Below are 18,994 nucleotides of genomic sequence, written 5' to 3'. Positions count from 1 at the left end.
TCTCGCGTCATTATATCTAATTTATATTGGAGTTATTGTTACGTTAGAAAAAAATAGCTCAAAAAATATAACAGAGTTCTTTTAATATCATCACTGCTATATTTAGTAGATATACTAAATATAGTTTAGTCATATAGACTTAAGTTAGTTGATATAATTTGCAATTATTAACTTTTTTTGCTAATATTTCTTAAAATTTTAACTTAAAAGGATTCAAAAGATGGCAAAACATCAGTTTCAGACAGAAGCAAATCAAATATTAAATCTTATGATACACTCACTATATTCAAACAAAGAGATATTTATTCGTGAGTTAGTATCCAACGCGTCAGATGCGCTTGATAAGTTAAATATGCTTGTATTAACGGACGATGCATATAAAGGCGTTGAGTTCTCACCGAGAATAGATATAGTTGCTGATAAAGATGCAAAGACTCTGACTATTAAAGATAGTGGTATTGGCATGAATGAGCAAGACCTCATGAACAACTTGGGTACCATAGCAAAATCAGGTACAAAAGCATTTTTAGAGCAGATGACTGGAGATCAGAAAAAAGATTCTAATCTTATCGGTCAGTTCGGTGTAGGTTTCTATGCTTGTTTTATGGTCGCACACTCTGTAGAAGTTATAACAAAAAAAGCGGGCGAAGAGCAGGCGTATCTCTGGACAAGCAAGGGTGATGGCGAGTTTGAGATAGAAAAAGCTACAAGAGATTCTCACGGTACGACTATTATTATGCATTTAAATGATGACGATGCAGAGTTTTTGGACAGTTACAGAATTGAGAATATCATTAAAAAGTATTCAAACCACATCCCTTTTGCGATCTTTATGGATAAAGAGAAGTATATCCCTGCAAAAAAAGATGATGATGGCAATGAGATAGAGCCGTCAAAAAATGAGATAGAGAACGTTCAGATTAACCGTGCAAACGCTCTTTGGACGATATCAAAAAGTGAGATAAAAGATGAAGAGTATAAAGATTTCTACAGCTCCATCGCACACTCTTCGGAGGAACCTCTTACTTGGATGCACAACAAAGCAGAGGGAGCAATAGAGTACACGACTCTCTTTTATATCCCATCAAAAGCGCCGATGGATATCTACAGAGTTGATTATCAGACGGGAATTAAACTCTATATAAACCGTGTATTTATCACGGATGATGAAAAAGAGCTTATGCCGACTTATATGAGATTCCTGCGCGGTGTCATCGACTCTAAAGACCTTCCTCTTAATGTATCAAGGGAGATATTGCAGTCAAATGCGGTAATGGCAAAAATTAGAAACGCATCTGTTAAAAAAGTTCTCTCCGAACTTGCAAAGATGGCTAAGAATGAAAAAGATAAATATGAAAATTTCTTTAAAGAGTTTGGAAATGTACTAAAAGAGGGACTCTATAGTGATTATGGCAATCGTGAGAAGATCTTGGAGCTGATGAAGTTCAACACTCTCAAATCGGATGAGACTGTAATGTTTGAGGATTTCCTCAAAAATGTAGATGAAGAGAAAAAAGAGATCTATTACATCACCGGTAAAACTTCGCTCTCAATGCTTAAAAACTCACCTGCTCTGGAGAGATTTAAATCACGCGGAATTGACGTACTTGTTCTAAATGAAGAGATTGACACTATTATCTTCCCTATGATCACAGAGTATAAAGAGTATAAGTTTGTTCATGTGAGTGATGCAAAATTCGGCGAGAATGAAGATGAGAAAAAAGCAGAGCAAGAGAGCGCTAAGGAGTTTGAAGGACTTGTAAAAGAGCTCAAAGACTCTTTGGGTGATAGCGTAAAATCTGTAGAGGTAACCTTTGATCTTGTAGAGTCTCCAGTAAAGCTAAAAGAGGATAAAGAGGATCCTGCTTATATGATGGCTCAGATGATGAAGCAGATGGGACAAAATACCGTTGCTCCGGCACCTGCTCCAATACTGCAGATAAATCCTAAACATGAGCTTATCTTAAAGCTGAAAAACTCTTCGGATCAAAATCTCATAAGCGATGCGGCTCATGTTCTACTAGATCAAGCAAAACTTTTTGAAGGTCTAGAACTTGATGATACAGCAGGCTTTATAACAAGACTAAACAGAATCATAACTAAGGCTGTGTAAAGCCTATTTTATGGGTGCTTTTGTAGCACTCATATATTATTTAAACCCTTTTGAGAGAAGGGATTGCAACAATAAAAGAAAGTTATGATATTTTATGTCTATGAATAATGACAATAGAGAAAAAAGACGGCCTGAGAATGCCGAACTTCGACGCAGAATCGACAGGCTCTTGATCGAAGGCAGTAATTTTATTGAAAAAAATTTTAGTGATCTGGATATATCTGAGTATCGCTATGAAATAGGTGAAGCGGTCGAAGAGCTCTCTTTGGATAGAGAGACCGTCTTTCAGCTGGTAGAAGACTATATTATTCAGATATTAAAAGCAAAAGTAACATTTTACGAATATATACACAAACTAAAACTGGATAAACTGGAAAACAGACCTCTAGACTACATGGACATCAGAAATCTTGCACATAAAAATCTTGGAGTTGTAAGAAATCTTAGGATTAAAGATGCCGAGAAACTACTTAAAATAATAATGAATGAAGATGACTTGGACTATATGAGACTGTGCGTCAAAGCTCTTGAAATATCTGCAGTCAAACTCAATCCTCTATGTGCATATGAGACACTGAAACTTATACAGGTTAAAAATTCTCTTTAATCTCTTTTTACTTATTTTTAAGAGATTTTGAAACCTCTTCAAGAATATTACTAGGCTTTTTTATGATAGTTGGTTCTTTTTCTTGTGTTGGAAGGACAAAAGCAAGGATTATGAAAACAAACGAAAAAATAATACCCGTCAGAATGGTGAGTACTATTTTCAGTTTGAAATTGCTCATAATTTAGATTAATCCACTTTATTGAGTCTGTTCGTAGTCATATATATCCAGAACTCTTTATGTGAATACCCTCTGTTTAAAAAGAATATTTGCAGTATAGCTACTCTGTAAAGAGTGATTAACATCTTTGCATACGGGATAAAAAGACTCAGACTTACCAGAAGCGACTGCTCTTTATCTCCCTTTGATCTCATCATCTCTGTAACGCCTATGTTTTTACTGAGATATACTCCAAACATAATTGAGAACAGAAAATTTAAAATAAGCCCAAATATCATATATGCTACAAAATCTTGCTCATTTACTCCGGCGATCATAAATATAGTTCCTTCTATTTAAGTGAAGTTATTCTAGCCAAAGAAAACTTTTTTATTCATAAGTTTTTATTTTAGCTTTTGTGAAAAAGGTTCCAAAAGGTATGAGAGAAGCTATGAAGAATACGACACTCTCTTTAAATGGCCACTTTGCCTCATGCCATGCCTTCGCCAAAAGCATACAAAAAAGTATAAAAAGTATTCCGTGTATCATGCCGACAACTTTTACCGCCAATGGTATATCCATAAAATATTTCATAGGCATTGCAATAAAAACAAGTGCTAAGTATGAATATCCCTCTATTGTATTTATATGTCCGAATTTGACGACATTTTCATTTTTCACAGCTACACCTATATAAAATTTTTATGAATTATATAATCAAAAAGTAACAATATGACTTTTAATTTAAATTAAAAAAGGAGCAACAAGGCTTTTTAAACATTTATATAATACAATATCCGCCAAATATAAAAAAGAGGTATATTGATATGGATACTAACCTTGTAGTAGAGGGCTTAAAGTTTATGGGCCTTGGAATGGGAGCGGTGTTCTTGTTTCTTATAATTTTGATCTTCCTGATGGGAATTATGTCAAAAGTTTTACATAAATTTTTCCCCGAAGTTCAGCCGAGCGCTAATTCATCTTCATCACCCGGCACTCAGAACAATCAAAAAAAGGTAGTTGCGGCAATAACGGCGGCAATTAAATTTCATAGAGAAAGTTAAGGATTAGTATGGCTAAAAAATTTATTGATATAATGGATACGACTTTTAGAGACGGTTTTCAGTCCGTTTTCGGCGGTCGTGTACTTATGAACGACTTCTTCCCGGCAGTAGAAGCTGCAAAAACTGCGGGAATAACACACTTTGAGTTTGGCGGAGGGGCGAGGTTTCAATCTCTGTATTTCTACTTAAGAGAAGATGCATTTGAGATGATGGACAAGTTTCGCAAGATAGTTGGACCAGACGCAAACCTTCAGACATTGGCGCGCGGTGTCAATACGGTAATGCTAGATACTGGTTCAAAAGAGCTTATCGATCTTCACGCAAAGATGTTCAAAAAGCATGGTACTACTACAATTAGAAACTTTGACGCGCTTAATGACGTAGAAAATTTAAAATATTCAGGTGAGAGAATCGTACATCACGGGCTAAAACATGAGATCGTTGTGACAATGATGGATCTTCCTCCGGGGTGCTACGGTGCTCATACTGTTGAGTTTTACGAAAGAACACTTCGTGAGATATTAGACAGTGGTATACCTTATAACAGCATCTGCTTTAAAGATGCTTCAGGAACTTCAAATCCTCAAAAAGTGTTTGAGACTATCCAGATGGCTAGACGTCTTATTCCTGAGGGAACACACTTAAGACTTCACACTCATGAGACGGCAGGTGTCTCTGTTGCTGCGTATATGGCAGCATTAGAAGCAGGTGTAGACGGTATTGATATGGCAGCTTCTCCTGTAAGCGGCGGAACAAGCCAGCCTGATATCTTAACAATGCTTCACGCTACAAAAGGTATGGACTATGACCTTGGCGGATTAGAGATAAACAAGATATTAACATACGAAAAAGAGCTTCAAAATTGTCTCTCAGACTATTTTATGCCTCCTGAAGCGACGATGGTCTCTCCTATTATTCCATTCTCTCCAATGCCTGGAGGCGCGCTTACTGCAAATACTCAGATGATGCGCGATAATGATATTTTGGATAGATTTCCAGAGGTTATTGCGGCTATGACAGAGGTTGTAGAGAAGGGCGGTTACGGTACATCTGTTACTCCTGTCTCTCAATTCTACTTCCAGCAAGCACTTAACAACGTTATGCAAGGACCATGGAACGCGATTGCTCCTGGTTATGGAAAGATGGTTCTTGGATATTTCGGTAAAACTCCTGTTGCACCGGATCCTGAAGTTGTAAGAATTGCATCTGAAAAACTTGGATTGCCGCCGACAACTGAAAAAGCTCTGGATCTTGCAAATGCAGATGAGAGCAAATCTCTGGCTAACTGGATAAACAGACTAAAAGAGGAAAATATCGAGATAACTGAAGAGAATATCTTCATAGCTGCAGCTTGTCACGATAAAGGTATCGCTTTTCTTAAGGGAGAGGGAGAGTTAAATGTTAGAAAAATATCAACAATGAAAAAAGAAGAAGGAAGTTCAAAAATGGGTAATGGAAGCTATACTGTCGTAGTTGACGGTCAAAAATTTAGTGTTCAAGTAGCAGAGGGTGACGTTAATATTCAAGTCACAGAGGTAAACGGAGAAGCGACTGAGACGTCGGCTCCAAAAGCTGCTCAATCATCAGGAAACTCTTTAGATATAAAAGCACTTCTTCCGGGCAATGTTTGGAAGATAGTCGCTAATCCGGGTCAAAGCGTAAACGAGGGTGATGTGATTATGATCCTAGAGTCAATGAAGATGGAGATTGATATCGTAGCACCAAAAGGCGGTGTTATTAAATCTATCAATGTTGCTACTAATGATAAAGTAGTCGAAGGTCAAGTCGTAGCAGTGCTAGGATAATAAGTATGAGATTTATCATAATAAAACTATTTACCTTTGTAATGCTCATAGGCGCTACAACGATGTATGCAAGCGCTGGGGCAGATGCTGCATCCGGAGCTTCTACTCATAAAGAGGAGACATATCAAACTCAATCATTCGGTGAGATGGTAGGGGGTTTTGTAAACTCTACGGGTATAAAAGCTTTTGTCAGCCCAAATCCGGATGAGCTAAGTTCTCACGGCGAGAAGATGAGTGACTTCCACAAGTCTTGGGGTAGAATCATCATGATACTTATTGCATTTGTGCTTTTTTATCTGGCAATTGCAAAGGGCTTTGAGCCTCTGCTTCTTCTGCCTATAGGTTTCGGCGGTCTTTTGGCAAACATTCCAGTTGCAGGAATCGCAGGACCTGACGGTTTCTTGGGGATTATGTATGAGATGGGCTTGGCAAATCAGTTTTTCCCTATCCTGATATTTATGGGTGTTGGAGCGATGACCGACTTCGGTCCTCTTCTCTCTAATCCTAAGACTGCACTTCTAGGCGGAGCTGCACAGTTCGGGATATTCGGGACACTGGTTGGAGCTGTTGCTCTTGCACAGTATACGCCTATCTTCGATTTTACGTTGCAGCAAGCTTCTGCGATCTCAATTATCGGTGGAGCTGACGGTCCAACCTCTATTTTCATTGCATCAAAGCTCGCGCCGGAACTACTGGGCGCTATTGCGGTTGCTTCATACTCATATATGGCGATGGTTCCTATAATCCAGCCTCCAATTATGAAAGCACTTACAAATGATGCAGAGAGAAGAATTAAGATGAGTACTCTTCGTCATGTCTCTCGTTTGGAGAAGTTGGTTTTCCCGATTATGGTTTTAGTGCTTGCTATCTTGGTTCTGCCTGATGCTACGCCTCTTATCGGTGCATTTATGTTTGGTAACTTCTTAAAAGAGAGCGGTGTTGTTGATAGACTATCAGATACTATGCAAAATGCGCTTATTAATATAGTTACTATATTCTTAGGATTAGCGGTCGGTTCAAAACTGGCGGCTGATCAGTTCTTGGTTGCAGATACTTTGGCGATTCTAGCTCTTGGTGTTGTAGCATTCTCAGCAGGAACTGCTGCAGGTGTTATTATGGCTAAGATCATGAACCTCTTCCCTGGAAACAAGGTAAATCCGCTTATCGGTTCAGCAGGTGTTTCCGCGGTTCCTATGGCGGCTCGTGTATCTAACAAAGTAGGTATGGAGTATGACCGCTCAAATATGCTTCTAATGCATGCAATGGGTCCAAATGTTGCAGGTGTTATCGGTTCAGCGGTTGCTGCGGGTATTCTTATCTCGCTATTTAGTTAATCTATTTCATACTCCAGATCGGAGTATGAACTTTTAAAAAGATCAAAACTAGCTATTTTTTATATTCATCACTTCCACTATAAGCGGTATGATATTTTGACTCTTTGTCTTATCTATAAAGCCGTCCGCTCCTAGTACTTCAGCCTCTCTTTTATTGTTCGAACCCGTCATGGAGCTGTTTACGATAACAGGTATATTTTTTGTTTTAGATGAGCTCTTAAGCAGTTTTACAACCGTAAATCCTGACATTTCAGGCATCTCGATATCGGTGATGACCGCCGGTATTTTTGAGGCGTCGTCCCCGAGTGAGTTTATATAATCAACAAGAAGCTTTCCGTTTTCAAAGAGCTTCATAGAGAGATTTGCATTGTTAAAGATCTGCTTTAGATGTTTTTGAGCCGTTTTAGAGTCCTCTGCCACCAAAACGGTACCGTTTTTAAGTTTGCTCGGTATCTGCAGATCTTTTAGATTTGCAGGTGATTCAAGCACATTTACCATAGCTTGAGGGATAACGTCTGCTAAGAGTTTCTCATAGTCCAAAACAAGACAGAGGCTACCGTCTTCAAGCCTTGTATCGTTGATAACTACGTTGTTCTCTCCCATTCTATAACTCTCAGGAGCGTGCATTTCGTTCCAGTTCTTCTTTAACACTCTATATGCAGACATAATTCTAAGCCCGATCACTACGCCGTTAAAGTCGCAGACAAGTATATTTGATCTGCTTACTTCATCTTTACTTAGTGTTGTTCCAAGCCAAAGAGGGAGGTTTAGTATGGGGATCTGCATTCCGCGCAGAACGATAGTGCCCTCCAACATCCTGTGGGATGAGGGAATCTGCGTGATAAAGTGATTTTTTGATTCTACAACTTCGCGAGTTTTAAAAACATTTATAGCATAGTAAGCAGCTTCACTTTTGTCGCTGATCCTAAATACCAAGAGTTGCAGTTCATTGTTTTTTGCCAGATTTGTAGCAGCGTCGACATTTTCTAAAACGGACATTTAAAGCCTTTGAGGTATACTTTTACTAGTAGCAGATGGTACCAAAATTATGATGAAATATGCTTGAATGTTAATAATGAAATGGTAAAATGCGCTTAATTAATGGTAACCTAAAAGGTATTGAATGAAAATTTTTACTCTATTTGCTTTGCTTCTTACTCTTTCGCACGCAAAAATATACTATGCTAAAGTTGAGCCTTACGAGGTAAGGGATATCTCGGCAAACATTTCGGGTTTAGTGCTGAGTGCCGATGAGGCTTTGGTTGGAACTGTTCTCACATCTAAACCCTATATAAAGATCGATTCAGAAGTGGATGAGAAAGAGCTTAGACTCATAAAAGAGAAGCTTATGTATATAACAAACTCTCTGGAGATGAGCGAGGCTGTTTTGGTCAATCTTGAAGATTCGCTTGTTAGAAAAAGAGAGAACTACAGAAAAATAGAGCCTCTTAAGTTCAAGTCTTCTGTTGAGAAAGACAGAGAGTTTTATGACCTTATTGCAAGTGAGAATCTCTACCTAAACACAAGAAAAGAGATCCAGAACTTAAAAGTTCAGATATCAGACTTAAGACTAAGAGAAGTACAACTCACAAGAAGTATCAAAGATAAAAACTTGGTTGCAGAGGGCTTCGTTCTTTATGAGATGATGGTAAAACCAGGTCAGGTTGTGGGCGTTGCCACTCCGCTAGCTAAAATAGCCGACACTTCAAAAGCGCTTCTTAGCATATATCTGGATGAAGAGGACGTGTTAGATGCAAAAAAAAGAGTTATATATATCGACGGTGAAAAAACTTCTTACAGAGTCTCAAGGCTTTTAAATATTGCCGACAGCAAAAACATATCTAAATATATGGCTCAGATAGTAACGGACTCGCCAAAACTATTCTCTAAGCTTGTAAAAGTAGAACTAAAGAATGAGTAGTATTACCGCATGCCCGCTTGATTGCTATGACGCTTGCGAGATAGTATATGAAGAGGGTAGGTTAAAGGGTCTAAAAGATGGGCATACGCAGGGTTTTTTATGTCCTCATATGAATCATTATGAAAAATATGAGACTATTGAAAAGCCGCGTTACATGGGCAAAGAGATAACTCTTGATGAGGCTCTTTTAAAACTAAAAGAGATTATCTCATCGTGCGATAAAAGCGAAGTGCTTCACTACAGAGGAAGCGGAAATTTCGCTTTGATGCAGGAAGTTACAGACCACTTTTTTGCTTCATACGGAGCCGTTTTGACTGAGGGGAGTCTGTGTGACGGAGCAGGTGAGGCAGGAATAATCGAGGGAAGAGGCAGTAATAAAAATATGCCAATTAGCGAAGTGGCAAAATCTGAGGTCGTAATATTTTGGGGCAGAAACCCTCATGCGACATCAAGCCATCTTCTGCCTCTTATAAAAGATAAAGCTGTTATCGTTATAGACCCCGTTAAAACAAAAATGGCAAAGATGGCGGATCTGCATATTCAGATAAAGCCAAACTGCGACATCTACCTTGCCATGCTGCTGAGTCGTTTTTTGCATATTGAAAACGGATGCGACGAGGAGTTCTTAGAGGAGTTCGCAAGCGAGTATGAGGATTACTACGAGCTGACGCAAAATATAAGGATTAAAGCTACTTTGGATCAGATAGGCGTATCTCTGGGACAGATCGGGGATATCCTAGCTACGGTAAAAGAGAGAAAAGTAGCCATAGTTTGCGGTGTGGGAATACAGAAGTATAGCAACGGCGTTGATGTTATGAGAGCTATTGATGCATTTGCGGCGATGCTTGGTCTTTTTGGAAAAGAGGGGTGCGGTGTAAGCTATCTTGGTGCATCAAGAGAGGGTATGGAGTCGCCATTTAACAAAAAAGCAAAAAGAGTCTCAAAGGTAAATACCGAGTTTAGCGATTTTAAAACCGTGTTTATTCAGGGTGCAAATCCGCTCTCACAGATGCCGGATTCACAAAGAGTAAAAAGTTCGATAGGCAAAGTTGAAAATGTAGTATATTTCGGACTTTATGAGAATGAGACGAGCGAGATCGCCGATCTGATAATTCCTGCTAAAAGCTTTTTGTACAAAGATGACGTAAGGACATCATACTCACACAACGTTATGTCGTTTATGCCAAAAGTGACACAAAGCGACATCGGAATAAGCGAGTATGATCTGACCTCTTATCTATGCAAAGAGTTTGGAATTGAACTTGAGAGCGAAGAGTTTTACCTAAAGCATTTTAAAAATTTTGCGGTTCAAAAGATAGACGGTTCATGGTATGTCGAAAACAGGGAAGAGGTGCCGTATAAAGAGGGTTTTGATACCGACGACGGTGAGTTTGTCTTTTTAGATGAACTTGACTCAAAGGCGGATGAAGAGATGAGCGGATTTTATCTCATAACATCTAAGAGCCAGACAAGTCTGAACTCTCAATTTCACAGAGATGAACATGTATATCTGCACAGCTCTTTGGGATTTAGGCAAGGCGATACGGTGGTCGTATCTTCGGCATCTGGAAGTGTTAAACTTAAGGTGAAACTGAGTGATGATCTGCGTGAGGATTGCGTTTTGATATACAGCGGAACAAGAGGCGTTAATAATTTAACAACTTCAAAACATGCACTCTATACAAAGAGTGCCATATTTCAAGAAAACAGAGTGGAGATAACAATAGATGAGTAATATAATGGATCTGGATAAAAAGTATGTTCTACCTACCTATGCAAGAGCAGATGTGGAGTTTGTAAGCGGCAATAACGCTAAGTTGGTTGATGCCGATGGAAGAGAATATATAGATTTTGCTTCTGGAATAGCCGTATGCAGCGTGGGTCATGCAAACAAGAGAGTAAATGATGCAATATGCAAGCAGATATCAAATATTACGCACACTTCAAATCTTTACTACATCGCTCCGCAGGCTCGTGCGGCACAAAAGATAGTTGAAGCAAGCGGATACGATATGAAGTGCTTCTTTGGAAACAGTGGAGCAGAAGCAAACGAGGGAGCTATAAAGATAGCTAGAAAGTTCGGCGAGAAAGATGGAGAGATAAAGAGATACAAAGTTATAACTCTTCAGCACTCTTTTCACGGAAGAACTATCACTACGGTAAAAGCAACGGGGCAAGAGAAGATGCACAACTACTTCGGACCTTATCCTGACGGTTTTGTATATGCAGATGATATAAACCACGTAGCATCTCTCGTAGATGAGCATACATGCGCGGTTATGATAGAGCTTGTTCAAGGTGAGGGCGGTGTTCAGCCGCTTGATAAAGAAGCTGTTCAAAAACTAGCAGCATTTTTAAAAGAAAAAAATGTGCTTTTAATTATTGATGAAGTACAAACCGGAGTTTACAGAACAGGAAAGTTTCTGGCATCAAACTACTATGAGATAAAACCGGATGTCGTAACGTTAGCAAAAGGTCTTGGCGGCGGAGTTCCTATCGGTGTAGTTATGACCACTCTAAAAGAGGTTTTTAGCGCAGGAGACCATGGTTCAACATTTGGCGGAAACTTCTTAAGCACCACTGCTGCATGCGAGGTTATGGATATTTTAGATGAGATGAATGAGAGCGGAGAGCTTAGAGATGGCATAGAGTACTTTGATAGCGAGCTGGAGAACTTCTATGAGGCTCATAAAGATATTTTTACTTCAAAAGTGGGCATCGGTATGATGTGCGGATTGCGCGTCAAGGATGCGGAGACCCTTACTAAAATAGTCTCAAACGCTAGAGAAGAGGGTGCTATAGTGTTAAAGGCGGGGCGTGATACCCTTAGACTTCTGCCTGCACTTACAATTACGAAAGAGGAAATAGATGAAGGCTTTAAAGCTCTCAATCGCGCTCTTAGCTCTTTGTAGTACGCTGCTTCTATCACAAGAGCAGCTAGATGGCTACATCTCGGAGGATAAAAAGGAGCTATTTGAGTATGACTATGAAAAAAATGAGGCAGAGAGTTCAAAGCTCCGTGATTCGTGGATCGCGCCTCTAAATCTTAACTATAGTTACTCAAAAAGCAACCCCTACGGAGATGAGCAGACAAACGAGAGTGCTTCGATCAAGATGGATCAGCCTATCTTTCAAAGCGGTGGCATCTACTACGGCATAAAGTTGGCAGAGGCCTCTAAGATCTACTCCGACTACTCTGTAGATGTGGCAAAAAGAAAGCTGGTAAAGGATGCTATCTCTCTTTTGATGCAGATAAAACAGATCGATATTAAAATAGAAAAACAGAAGCTCCAGATCGAGAACTCTGAGATAAACCTTGCGCAGAAAAAAGAGGAGTACTTAAACGGACAGCTTGATTCAGGCTTTTTAGACAGTGCAATAATCGATAGAAATATCGTAATACAGGCACTTTACGATTTAGAGACGAGCAAAGAGAGGTTGATATCAAAATTTAGCGCAATAAGCGATATGAAGCATGAAAATGCCTATGTTCCGAGCTTAGAGATGCTGAGTATTGAGCAGTTTTTGCAAAACAATATTGTCCTTGGCATGAGCGAGGGCGAGATAGAAAAAAACAGATATGCCAAAGATGTGACCGTTGCAAAATATCTTCCAAGTGTAAATTTAACTGCAAGTTATAATTGGGATAAAAGTGATGCTGTATATCAACTTGGTTCAAAAAACGAAAAAGATTACTACAATGTAGGCTTTAGAGCAAATCTGCCTATAGATATAAACACCTTTAGAGACGTAGAGTCTTCCAAGATCGATTATCTAAAAGCAAAACTTGCAGTTGATGATAAAAGAAGAGAGCTTAGAGCGATATATGAGCAGGTAATGCAAAATATTGACAACTTTGAGAAGAAAAAGAGCTTAAGCGTTGAGAACAGAGATATTTACGAGAGACTTTTAGAAGATACAAGAGACCTCTACTCTGCAGGGTATAAAACAAAGTATGATGTTGAACTGCTGCAAAACTCGGTTGAGATTCAAAAAAGTGACGTAGCAATATATGAGATAGACAAACAGCTTGAACTTCTGACCCTTTACGAGATGTATAAAGATGAGATTTAGCGACTATATGTCGGAGTGGCTCTATGGAAAAGATGGCTACTACGCGACATATAAAGATATAGGCAAGAGCGGGGATTTTTACACCTCCGTAAGTACGAGCAAGTTCTTCGGCGGAGCTGTTGCAAAACATATTATCTCTCTGGTCGATGAGGGCTTTTTGGCAGAGGATGCGACAATATGCGAGATAGGCGCACATCACGGCTATTTTTTGGCGGATGTCATAGAGTTTATCTACACGCTGCGTCCTAAACTTTTGGAGAGCTTTGAGTTTGTAATTATTGAGAGGTTTGAGACACTTCAGGAGTTTCAGGCAAACTACTTCAAAGAGAGTTTTGGAGACGTTGTTAAACTGACCCACTACAAATCACTAAGCGAGTTGAAGTGCAAAAACGCATTTTTTATAGCTAACGAGATATTTGACGCGTTTCCGTGTGAACTCTACTACAAAGGCAAAAGTGCCAGAGTAGATACTCATGAAGTCATCTTTGACGTGGATGATGAGTGGGTGGAGCAAAAAGCAAAAAAGTACCATAAAGACAGAGGCGAGATAGCCGTAGGTTACGAAGAGTTTGCTATTGAGATGGCAGGCGCGTGCGAGAAGTTTGAGTTTATGAGCTTTGACTACGGAGAGATGCAAGCACGTCCAGACTTTTCGCTAAGAGTCTACGCTAAGCATGACGTTACCCCTTTCTTCGATGAAAATATAAAAAAAGATGAACTCTTTGCAAAGTCAGACATAACTTACGATGTGACGTTCGAGCACGTAAAAGATGCTTATGAAGAAGCGGGAGTAGAGTTTATAGAGCTAAAGGCTCAGATGGTTGCACTTGTAAATATGGGCATCTTGGAGCTTTTGGAGATACTCAAAGAAAACGCCAAAGAAGAGATATACAAGCAAGAGCTTGAAAAAGTAAAGATACTTATAATGCCAAATTTTCTTGGCGAGCGCTTTAAGATGATAAGGTTTAGAAAGCAGTAGTTTTAAAGATTAAATAGATTTATGCTTATTTTAAAAGTTGTATAACAACAATATTTAGAATTACATTGATTATTTAACTAATTAATTTTGGAGTTAGTTTAACAAATAATAGCTAGATATATATGAAAGATTTGATTTAGTTTTAAAATAAGGTCAATAAGCTGATCTTAATTGTTTATTTTGTAAAATAAACTCAACTTATTGATCTTATTCAGGAAAAAACAATGTTTGAAATTTCAAAAAATGAAGTAAAAGAAAGACTCTATTTTGACAATCCTTGGTGGGAAAAAGGGTATAAAGAAAATAAACAAGTTTCAAAATATCCAAAAAGATCATATTTTGAATCATTTTACGATTTGATAATAGACAAAGATGTTAATAGAGCAGTGATACTTATGGGACCAAGACGAGTTGGTAAAACAGTACTTGTTTATCATGCAATTCAAGAACTTTTAAATAAAAATATTAATGGCAACAATATTTTGTATTTATCAATTGAAACACCAATTTATACAGGATTATCTCTTGAGAAAGCATTAAGACTTTTTGTAGAAGAATTTTCTCATAAGAGAGATGATGAAGAAATCTATGTTTTTTATGATGAGATACAATATTTGAAAGATTGGGAAATCCATTTAAAATCATTGGTCGATTCTTACCCTACTTACAAGTTTGTTGCAACAGGTTCAGCTGCTGCTGCGTTGAAGCTAAAAAGTCAAGAATCTGGAGCAGGACGATTTACTGACTTTATTTTGCCACCTTTGACATTCTCAGAATTTATCAGATTTATTAATAAGAAAGAGTTGATTAAGAAACCAACAGACGAAAATAATTTTTATTCAACAGATAATATTAAAGAATTAAATAAAGAATTTATAAACTATTTAAATTATGGCGGTTATCCAGAAGCGGTTTTTTCAGAAAAAATACAGTCAGATAGTTCTAGGTATATTAAAAGTGATATTATTGACAAAGTTTTACTTCGAGACTTACCTAGCTTGTATGGTATATCTGATATACAAGAACTTAATAGACTATTCGCTGTGTTAGCATACAATACAGGAAGAGAGATTAGCTATGACACCTTGGCAAAAAGTTCTGGTATTTCGAAAAATACATTAAGAAAATATTTAGAATACTTAGAAGCTGCTTTCTTGATAAAGCGTGTTTATAGAATAGATCAAAATGCTCAAAGATTAAAAAGAGTTACAACTTTTAAAATTTATTTGACAAATCCTTCCATGAGAGCAGCTTTATTTGGCAATATAGATACTAATTCTGATTTTATGGGAGAATTAACTGAAACAGCAATTTATAGTCAGTGGTTGCATAGTGAAAATATTGATAGACTTTTTTATGCTAGATGGAAAAAAGGAGAAATTGATTTAGTTTATTGTGGTGGAGAGCAATTTACTACACAATGGTTTGTAGAAATAAAATGGACAGATAGAGCTTTCAGTGACAACAGTTTATTAAACAATTGTGTAGAATTTTTTAATAATAATAGTGAATACTTGACCGATGAGGAAATTACCGTAACAACATTATCGGTAGAAAATAAAAAAAATTATCAAAATATTACTTTTCAGTTTGTTCCAAGTAGTTTGTATACATATACAGTAAGTACTAACTTGTTAAAATTAAAATCAAATCCAATAAAGCCTCGTAGCGAAGAAAAGCCTTAAATGGTCATATAGCTAAAAATAATAATCATAATTCTTAGAATTACATTGTTTAGAAAAAGTTAAAGAGAGAAGATGCCATGCATCTTCCGCTCTTTACATACTGTGAATTATTTTTATAAGCTCTTCCGGTCTGTTCGAGGCTGTGATAGCAGTCTCTTTGGTGATGATCTTCTTGCGAAGAAGAGTTAGAAGCTGGTCTGTTTGAGTCGTCATATTCGTCTCATTCTGGTTTAGCTGCATTTGAGAGTAGATCTGGTGAACCTTGTCCTCTCTGATAAGGTTTTGAATAGCAGGATTTGCTATAAGAACCTCTTGCGTAGCAACGATTCCGCCTCCGATCCTTGGCATAAGAGATTGCGAGATAACGGATATAAGAGATGATGCAAGCTGTGCTCTTACCTGTGCCTGCTCACCCGCGTCAAAAACGTCGATAATACGGTTGATAGTCGCAGGTGCAGAGTTTGTATGCAGAGTTCCAAAAACTATGTGACCCGTCTCAGCGGCAGTTAGAGCAGCGGAGATTGTCTCTTTATCCCTCATCTCACCGACGAGGATAACATCTGGATCTTGTCTGAGGGCAAATTTAAGTGCCGTAGCAAATGAGTTCGTGTCCGCACCGACCTCTCTTTGTGAAAAGAGTGATTTTATGTTCGTGTGAACAAACTCCACGGGATCTTCAATAGTGATAATGTGCTTATTTGCCGTAAGGTTTATCTCATGAAGCATAGAAGCCAGAGTAGTAGATTTACCGCTTCCCGTAGGTCCCGTTACGAGGATAAGCCCTTTTTCTCTTTTTACGAGTTCTTTAAAAATAGGGTTGTTGTTAAACTTCTCAAGCGGCGGAATGTCGATAGGGATCATACGAAACGCACAAGCGATACCGCCGATAGTTCTGTAGTAGTTCGCACGAAAACGACCGATATTTTCCAGCTCAAAAGAGAAGTCAAGTTCGTTTTTCTCTTCAAAGATCTTCTTCTGCTTATCCTCAATGAGAGCATAAGCCATCTCTTCGATCTCTTTCGCATTTAAAATAGGAAGGTTAAGCGGCTTTAGAGATTTGTCTATTCTTATCTGCGGTTCACTTCCGGGAACAAGGTGTAGATCCGAAGAGTCAAAGTGTAAAACACTCTTGAGCAGTTTTTTTATCTCTATGGGTTTTTTTGTTTCATCACTCATAACAGGTTTCCTTTAGTTTTATTAAATTAACTACAAAGCGCAAAAAAAGCGCTACTACTCGATTATCTTAGGGACAACAAAAAAGCCGTCATCACTAAGGGGTGAATTTTTAAGAATGCTCTCGTTTATCTCTGTATTGCAGTATGGAGTATCCTCTCTTAAAAATGTCGCATCATCGCTCATTGCAAATTTGTCATCTACGCTATCAGTGTTTAGCACGCTTAAATTGTCTACAAAGCTTACGATCTCTGAGAGTTGGTTTATGATCTCTTCTCTTTTATCATCTGAAACTTTTAAAAATGATAACTTCTCCAGTCTCTCTAACAGTTTGTCATCTACTTGCATCTACTATCCTCTACTCTTTTGGGGGCTTTGTATCTGCCCTTTTGTAAGATTGTAGCAAAAAAAATCTATCTATTTGATGAAACTTTAACAAACTATGCGATATTATTTTGAACTTTTGGTAAATTATTGATTAAAAAGGAATATTTTTGAGTCTAAAAGAGAATATAAACATGGTTAAAGAGGAGTTGAACTCCGAAGAGAAGTTTTTTGAAAAAGCGGTAATGACAGAGAAATTTGTAAAGAAATATAAAAACGTCATGATAGCTTCAGTTGTCGCTGTAGTTCTGGTTGTAGGTGCGAATTTCGCATATAATATGAATGAAGAGGGGAAGGTTTTAGCCGCAAATGAGGCTCTCTCAAAACTATACTCCAACCCAAGTGATAGTGCTGCTCTCTCTGAGCTTAAAAGATTGAGCCCCGATCTGCACGACGTGTGGCTCTATTCACAAGCAATTGCCAACAATGATACAGCAGCTCTAAATAGTCTAAAGAACTCAAATGCTATGATCGTAAGTGACCTTGCTAAGTATGAGCTAGCCGGAGACCCAGCTGCTTTAGAAGAGTACGCATCAAAACAAAATGCTATCTATAGAGACCTTGCACTTGTAAAAAGTGCTGTAATGCTCTTAAATGAGAATAAGGTAGACAAAGCAAAAGCGGTGCTTTCAAAAGTCTCGGCAGAGTCGTCTTTAAATGAGCTCGTGTCTGTTCTTAAACATTATGGAGTGAATTAATATTTTGAAAATTTTTTATATTGCGATAATAACATCTTTACTATTTGCATTTAGTGCGTGCAGCTCCAAAGAGGTCTTTAAACCGACAGATGTCAAAGATGATTGGGAGTTTTGCGGAGGCAGCGATGTAACTATCCAAGGAGTTGCGGCGGATGCGGCACTGGTTGAAGATAGAAAAGTCATGGTAAAGGGCAGAGTGGTTGATATAACTATTCCCGAAGATCAAAAGCTTTTAGGGTACAGCGACGGATGGGTTATGAGTGCGGACATCGACGGTAATCTGACTCTTGCTTATGCGACAGACAGCAAGATGGTTGAGAAGTTCAGTTTAAAGAGAACAATAGCCACAGCGGGAATAAAAGATGATCTCTTAGCCGTTCTTTTTGCAAACAACGAGATGGCACTCTACTCCATAGCCGACAAATCACTTCTTCTAAAAGAGCAGGGCAACGCTCCGATAGTGGTAAACTCAAAGATCATAAAGCCATTTATTAGAGATGATTTGGTCATTTTTTCAACACTCGACGGAAAAGTGGTAATCATAAACTCACAAGCTAAGAAAAAACTCAGAACGGTCATTGTAAGCTCCGAAGAGCACTTTAACAATGTAATATATTTCAATCTTCTAGATAACAAGATAATCGCAGCTACGGGAAATAAACTACTCTCTTTAGGACAAAAAGAGATAAGAGCCGATTTTGACATACGAGATGTTGTCTCAGATGATAGAAACATCTATATAGCTACGAAACAGGGCGAGATCGTATCTCTGAACTCCGACCTGCAGAAAAATGCATCTGCAAAGTTCCCTTTCGCTCACTTTTTGGGGATGATAGTACACAATGATAAACTGTACGCCTTAGAGAAAGAGGGTTACATAATTGAGCTTTCAAAAGATCTTTTGGAATATGCAGTTTATGACGCATGCATAGATGAAGGGTATGTATATATTGACGGAAAAATTTTCTTTGTGGATGATGAGTATATCTCGGTAGAGTAA

18 protein-coding genes are annotated in these 18,994 nt (G+C 38.2%); 13 read left to right on the top strand and 5 right to left on the bottom strand.

All coding sequences use genetic code 11. From position 1 onward, the window contains the following. Positions 1-220 precede the first annotated feature (220 nt). On the top strand, positions 221-2,113 hold the full coding sequence (gene htpG / locus FCU45_RS05750) for a molecular chaperone HtpG (protein WP_137013225.1): 1,893 nt from the start codon (positions 221-223) through the stop codon (positions 2,111-2,113). A gap of 100 nt (positions 2,114-2,213) precedes the next feature. Continuing rightward, a complete protein-coding gene (locus FCU45_RS05745; protein ID WP_137013223.1) occupies positions 2,214-2,720 on the top strand; it encodes a hypothetical protein in 507 nt (168 codons plus the stop codon). 186 nt (positions 2,721-2,906) lie between these two features. On the opposite strand, the gene FCU45_RS05740 is transcribed toward FCU45_RS05745, so the two are convergent. Beyond that, a complete protein-coding gene (locus tag FCU45_RS05740; RefSeq protein ID WP_137013221.1) occupies positions 2,907-3,215 on the bottom strand; it encodes a hypothetical protein in 309 nt (102 codons plus the stop codon). 52 nt (positions 3,216-3,267) lie between these two features. Then, positions 3,268-3,558, bottom strand: coding sequence for a DUF3817 domain-containing protein (locus tag FCU45_RS05735; RefSeq protein ID WP_137013219.1), 291 nt, complete (start codon positions 3,556-3,558; stop codon positions 3,268-3,270). A 146-nt stretch (positions 3,559-3,704) separates the two neighbouring features. Between FCU45_RS05735 and FCU45_RS05730 the strand changes: the two genes are divergently transcribed. The 3 genes from FCU45_RS05730 to FCU45_RS05720 are packed head-to-tail and all read left to right on the top strand — an operon-like array spanning position 3,705 to position 7,080. Continuing rightward, positions 3,705-3,941 (top strand): OadG family protein, encoded by a 237-nt coding sequence (locus tag FCU45_RS05730; protein WP_137013217.1) that lies wholly within the window; start codon positions 3,705-3,707, stop codon positions 3,939-3,941. A gap of 8 nt (positions 3,942-3,949) precedes the next feature. Continuing rightward, a complete protein-coding gene (locus FCU45_RS05725; protein WP_137013215.1) occupies positions 3,950-5,746 on the top strand; it encodes a biotin/lipoyl-containing protein in 1,797 nt (598 codons plus the stop codon). Between the two features lie 5 nt (positions 5,747-5,751). Beyond that, positions 5,752-7,080, top strand: a complete 1,329-nt coding sequence (locus FCU45_RS05720; protein ID WP_137013213.1) for a sodium ion-translocating decarboxylase subunit beta — start codon at positions 5,752-5,754, stop codon at positions 7,078-7,080. A gap of 48 nt (positions 7,081-7,128) precedes the next feature. On the opposite strand, the gene FCU45_RS05715 is transcribed toward FCU45_RS05720, so the two are convergent. Continuing rightward, on the bottom strand, positions 7,129-8,079 hold the full coding sequence (locus FCU45_RS05715; RefSeq protein ID WP_137013211.1) for a chemotaxis protein: 951 nt from the start codon (positions 8,077-8,079) through the stop codon (positions 7,129-7,131). Positions 8,080-8,203: 124 nt separating this feature from the next. On the opposite strand from FCU45_RS05715, the gene FCU45_RS05710 reads away from it, so the two are divergent. From FCU45_RS05710 to FCU45_RS05685, 6 genes are all read left to right on the top strand, one after another. Then, the gene (locus FCU45_RS05710) at positions 8,204-9,001 is read left to right on the top strand and encodes an efflux RND transporter periplasmic adaptor subunit (protein ID WP_137013209.1); all 798 of its coding nucleotides are present in this window, start codon (positions 8,204-8,206) and stop codon (positions 8,999-9,001) included. Further along, entirely contained in the window at positions 8,994-10,736 is a 1,743-nt protein-coding gene (locus tag FCU45_RS05705) for a molybdopterin-dependent oxidoreductase (RefSeq protein ID WP_137013207.1), read from the top strand. The genes FCU45_RS05710 and FCU45_RS05705 overlap by 8 nt, the downstream gene beginning before the upstream one ends. Further along, positions 10,729-11,913, top strand: a complete 1,185-nt coding sequence (locus tag FCU45_RS05700) for an aspartate aminotransferase family protein (RefSeq protein WP_137013205.1) — start codon at positions 10,729-10,731, stop codon at positions 11,911-11,913. The genes FCU45_RS05705 and FCU45_RS05700 overlap by 8 nt, the downstream gene beginning before the upstream one ends. Further along, positions 11,870-13,075 carry a TolC family protein gene (locus FCU45_RS05695; RefSeq protein WP_137013203.1) on the top strand — a complete coding sequence of 402 codons (1,206 nt, stop codon included), beginning with the start codon at positions 11,870-11,872 and terminating at the stop codon, positions 13,073-13,075. The genes FCU45_RS05700 and FCU45_RS05695 overlap by 44 nt, the downstream gene beginning before the upstream one ends. Beyond that, a complete protein-coding gene (locus tag FCU45_RS05690; protein ID WP_137013201.1) occupies positions 13,065-14,054 on the top strand; it encodes an SAM-dependent methyltransferase in 990 nt (329 codons plus the stop codon). Before FCU45_RS05695 ends, FCU45_RS05690 begins: the two co-directional genes overlap by 11 nt. 224 nt (positions 14,055-14,278) lie before the next feature. Next, positions 14,279-15,739, top strand: coding sequence for an ATP-binding protein (locus FCU45_RS05685; RefSeq protein ID WP_137013199.1), 1,461 nt, complete (start codon positions 14,279-14,281; stop codon positions 15,737-15,739). 93 nt (positions 15,740-15,832) lie between these two features. Here the strand turns inward: FCU45_RS05685 and FCU45_RS05680 are convergent, their stop codons facing one another. Together FCU45_RS05680 and gatC are read right to left on the bottom strand one after the other, a co-directional pair. Then, on the bottom strand, positions 15,833-16,915 hold the full coding sequence (locus FCU45_RS05680; RefSeq protein WP_137013197.1) for a type IV pilus twitching motility protein PilT: 1,083 nt from the start codon (positions 16,913-16,915) through the stop codon (positions 15,833-15,835). A gap of 54 nt (positions 16,916-16,969) precedes the next feature. Further along, complete coding sequence (gene gatC / locus FCU45_RS05675) at positions 16,970-17,260, bottom strand: Asp-tRNA(Asn)/Glu-tRNA(Gln) amidotransferase subunit GatC (protein WP_137013195.1); 291 nt, start codon at positions 17,258-17,260, stop codon at positions 16,970-16,972. A gap of 146 nt (positions 17,261-17,406) precedes the next feature. Between gatC and FCU45_RS05670 the strand changes: the two genes are divergently transcribed. Continuing rightward, positions 17,407-17,994, top strand: a complete 588-nt coding sequence (locus FCU45_RS05670; RefSeq protein ID WP_137013193.1) for a hypothetical protein — start codon at positions 17,407-17,409, stop codon at positions 17,992-17,994. A gap of 4 nt (positions 17,995-17,998) precedes the next feature. Continuing rightward, positions 17,999-18,994, top strand: a complete 996-nt coding sequence (locus tag FCU45_RS05665) for a hypothetical protein (RefSeq protein WP_137013191.1) — start codon at positions 17,999-18,001, stop codon at positions 18,992-18,994.

This window comes from Sulfurimonas crateris (assembly GCF_005217605.1).
Lineage (GTDB): Bacteria > Campylobacterota > Campylobacteria > Campylobacterales > Sulfurimonadaceae > Sulfurimonas > Sulfurimonas crateris.
This window is presented reverse-complemented; position numbering and strand designations above follow the sequence as displayed.

Excerpts from the sequence above, each read along its gene's own strand:
- htpG (WP_137013225.1), top strand. The coding sequence starts at position 221 with ATGGCAAAACATCAGTTTCAGACAGAAGCAAATCAAATATTAAATCTT.
- FCU45_RS05745 (WP_137013223.1), top strand. The coding sequence starts at position 2,214 with ATGAATAATGACAATAGAGAAAAAAGACGGCCTGAGAATGCCGAACTT.
- FCU45_RS05740 (WP_137013221.1), bottom strand. The coding sequence starts at position 3,215 with ATGATCGCCGGAGTAAATGAGCAAGATTTTGTAGCATATATGATATTT.
- FCU45_RS05730 (WP_137013217.1), top strand. The coding sequence starts at position 3,705 with ATGGATACTAACCTTGTAGTAGAGGGCTTAAAGTTTATGGGCCTTGGA.
- FCU45_RS05725 (WP_137013215.1), top strand. The coding sequence starts at position 3,950 with ATGGCTAAAAAATTTATTGATATAATGGATACGACTTTTAGAGACGGT.
- FCU45_RS05720 (WP_137013213.1), top strand. The coding sequence starts at position 5,752 with ATGAGATTTATCATAATAAAACTATTTACCTTTGTAATGCTCATAGGC.
- FCU45_RS05715 (WP_137013211.1), bottom strand. The coding sequence starts at position 8,079 with ATGTCCGTTTTAGAAAATGTCGACGCTGCTACAAATCTGGCAAAAAAC.
- FCU45_RS05710 (WP_137013209.1), top strand. The coding sequence starts at position 8,204 with ATGAAAATTTTTACTCTATTTGCTTTGCTTCTTACTCTTTCGCACGCA.
- FCU45_RS05705 (WP_137013207.1), top strand. The coding sequence starts at position 8,994 with ATGAGTAGTATTACCGCATGCCCGCTTGATTGCTATGACGCTTGCGAG.
- FCU45_RS05700 (WP_137013205.1), top strand. The coding sequence starts at position 10,729 with ATGAGTAATATAATGGATCTGGATAAAAAGTATGTTCTACCTACCTAT.
- FCU45_RS05695 (WP_137013203.1), top strand. The coding sequence starts at position 11,870 with ATGAAGGCTTTAAAGCTCTCAATCGCGCTCTTAGCTCTTTGTAGTACG.
- FCU45_RS05690 (WP_137013201.1), top strand. The coding sequence starts at position 13,065 with ATGAGATTTAGCGACTATATGTCGGAGTGGCTCTATGGAAAAGATGGC.
- FCU45_RS05685 (WP_137013199.1), top strand. The coding sequence starts at position 14,279 with ATGTTTGAAATTTCAAAAAATGAAGTAAAAGAAAGACTCTATTTTGAC.
- FCU45_RS05680 (WP_137013197.1), bottom strand. The coding sequence starts at position 16,915 with ATGAGTGATGAAACAAAAAAACCCATAGAGATAAAAAAACTGCTCAAG.
- gatC (WP_137013195.1), bottom strand. The coding sequence starts at position 17,260 with ATGCAAGTAGATGACAAACTGTTAGAGAGACTGGAGAAGTTATCATTT.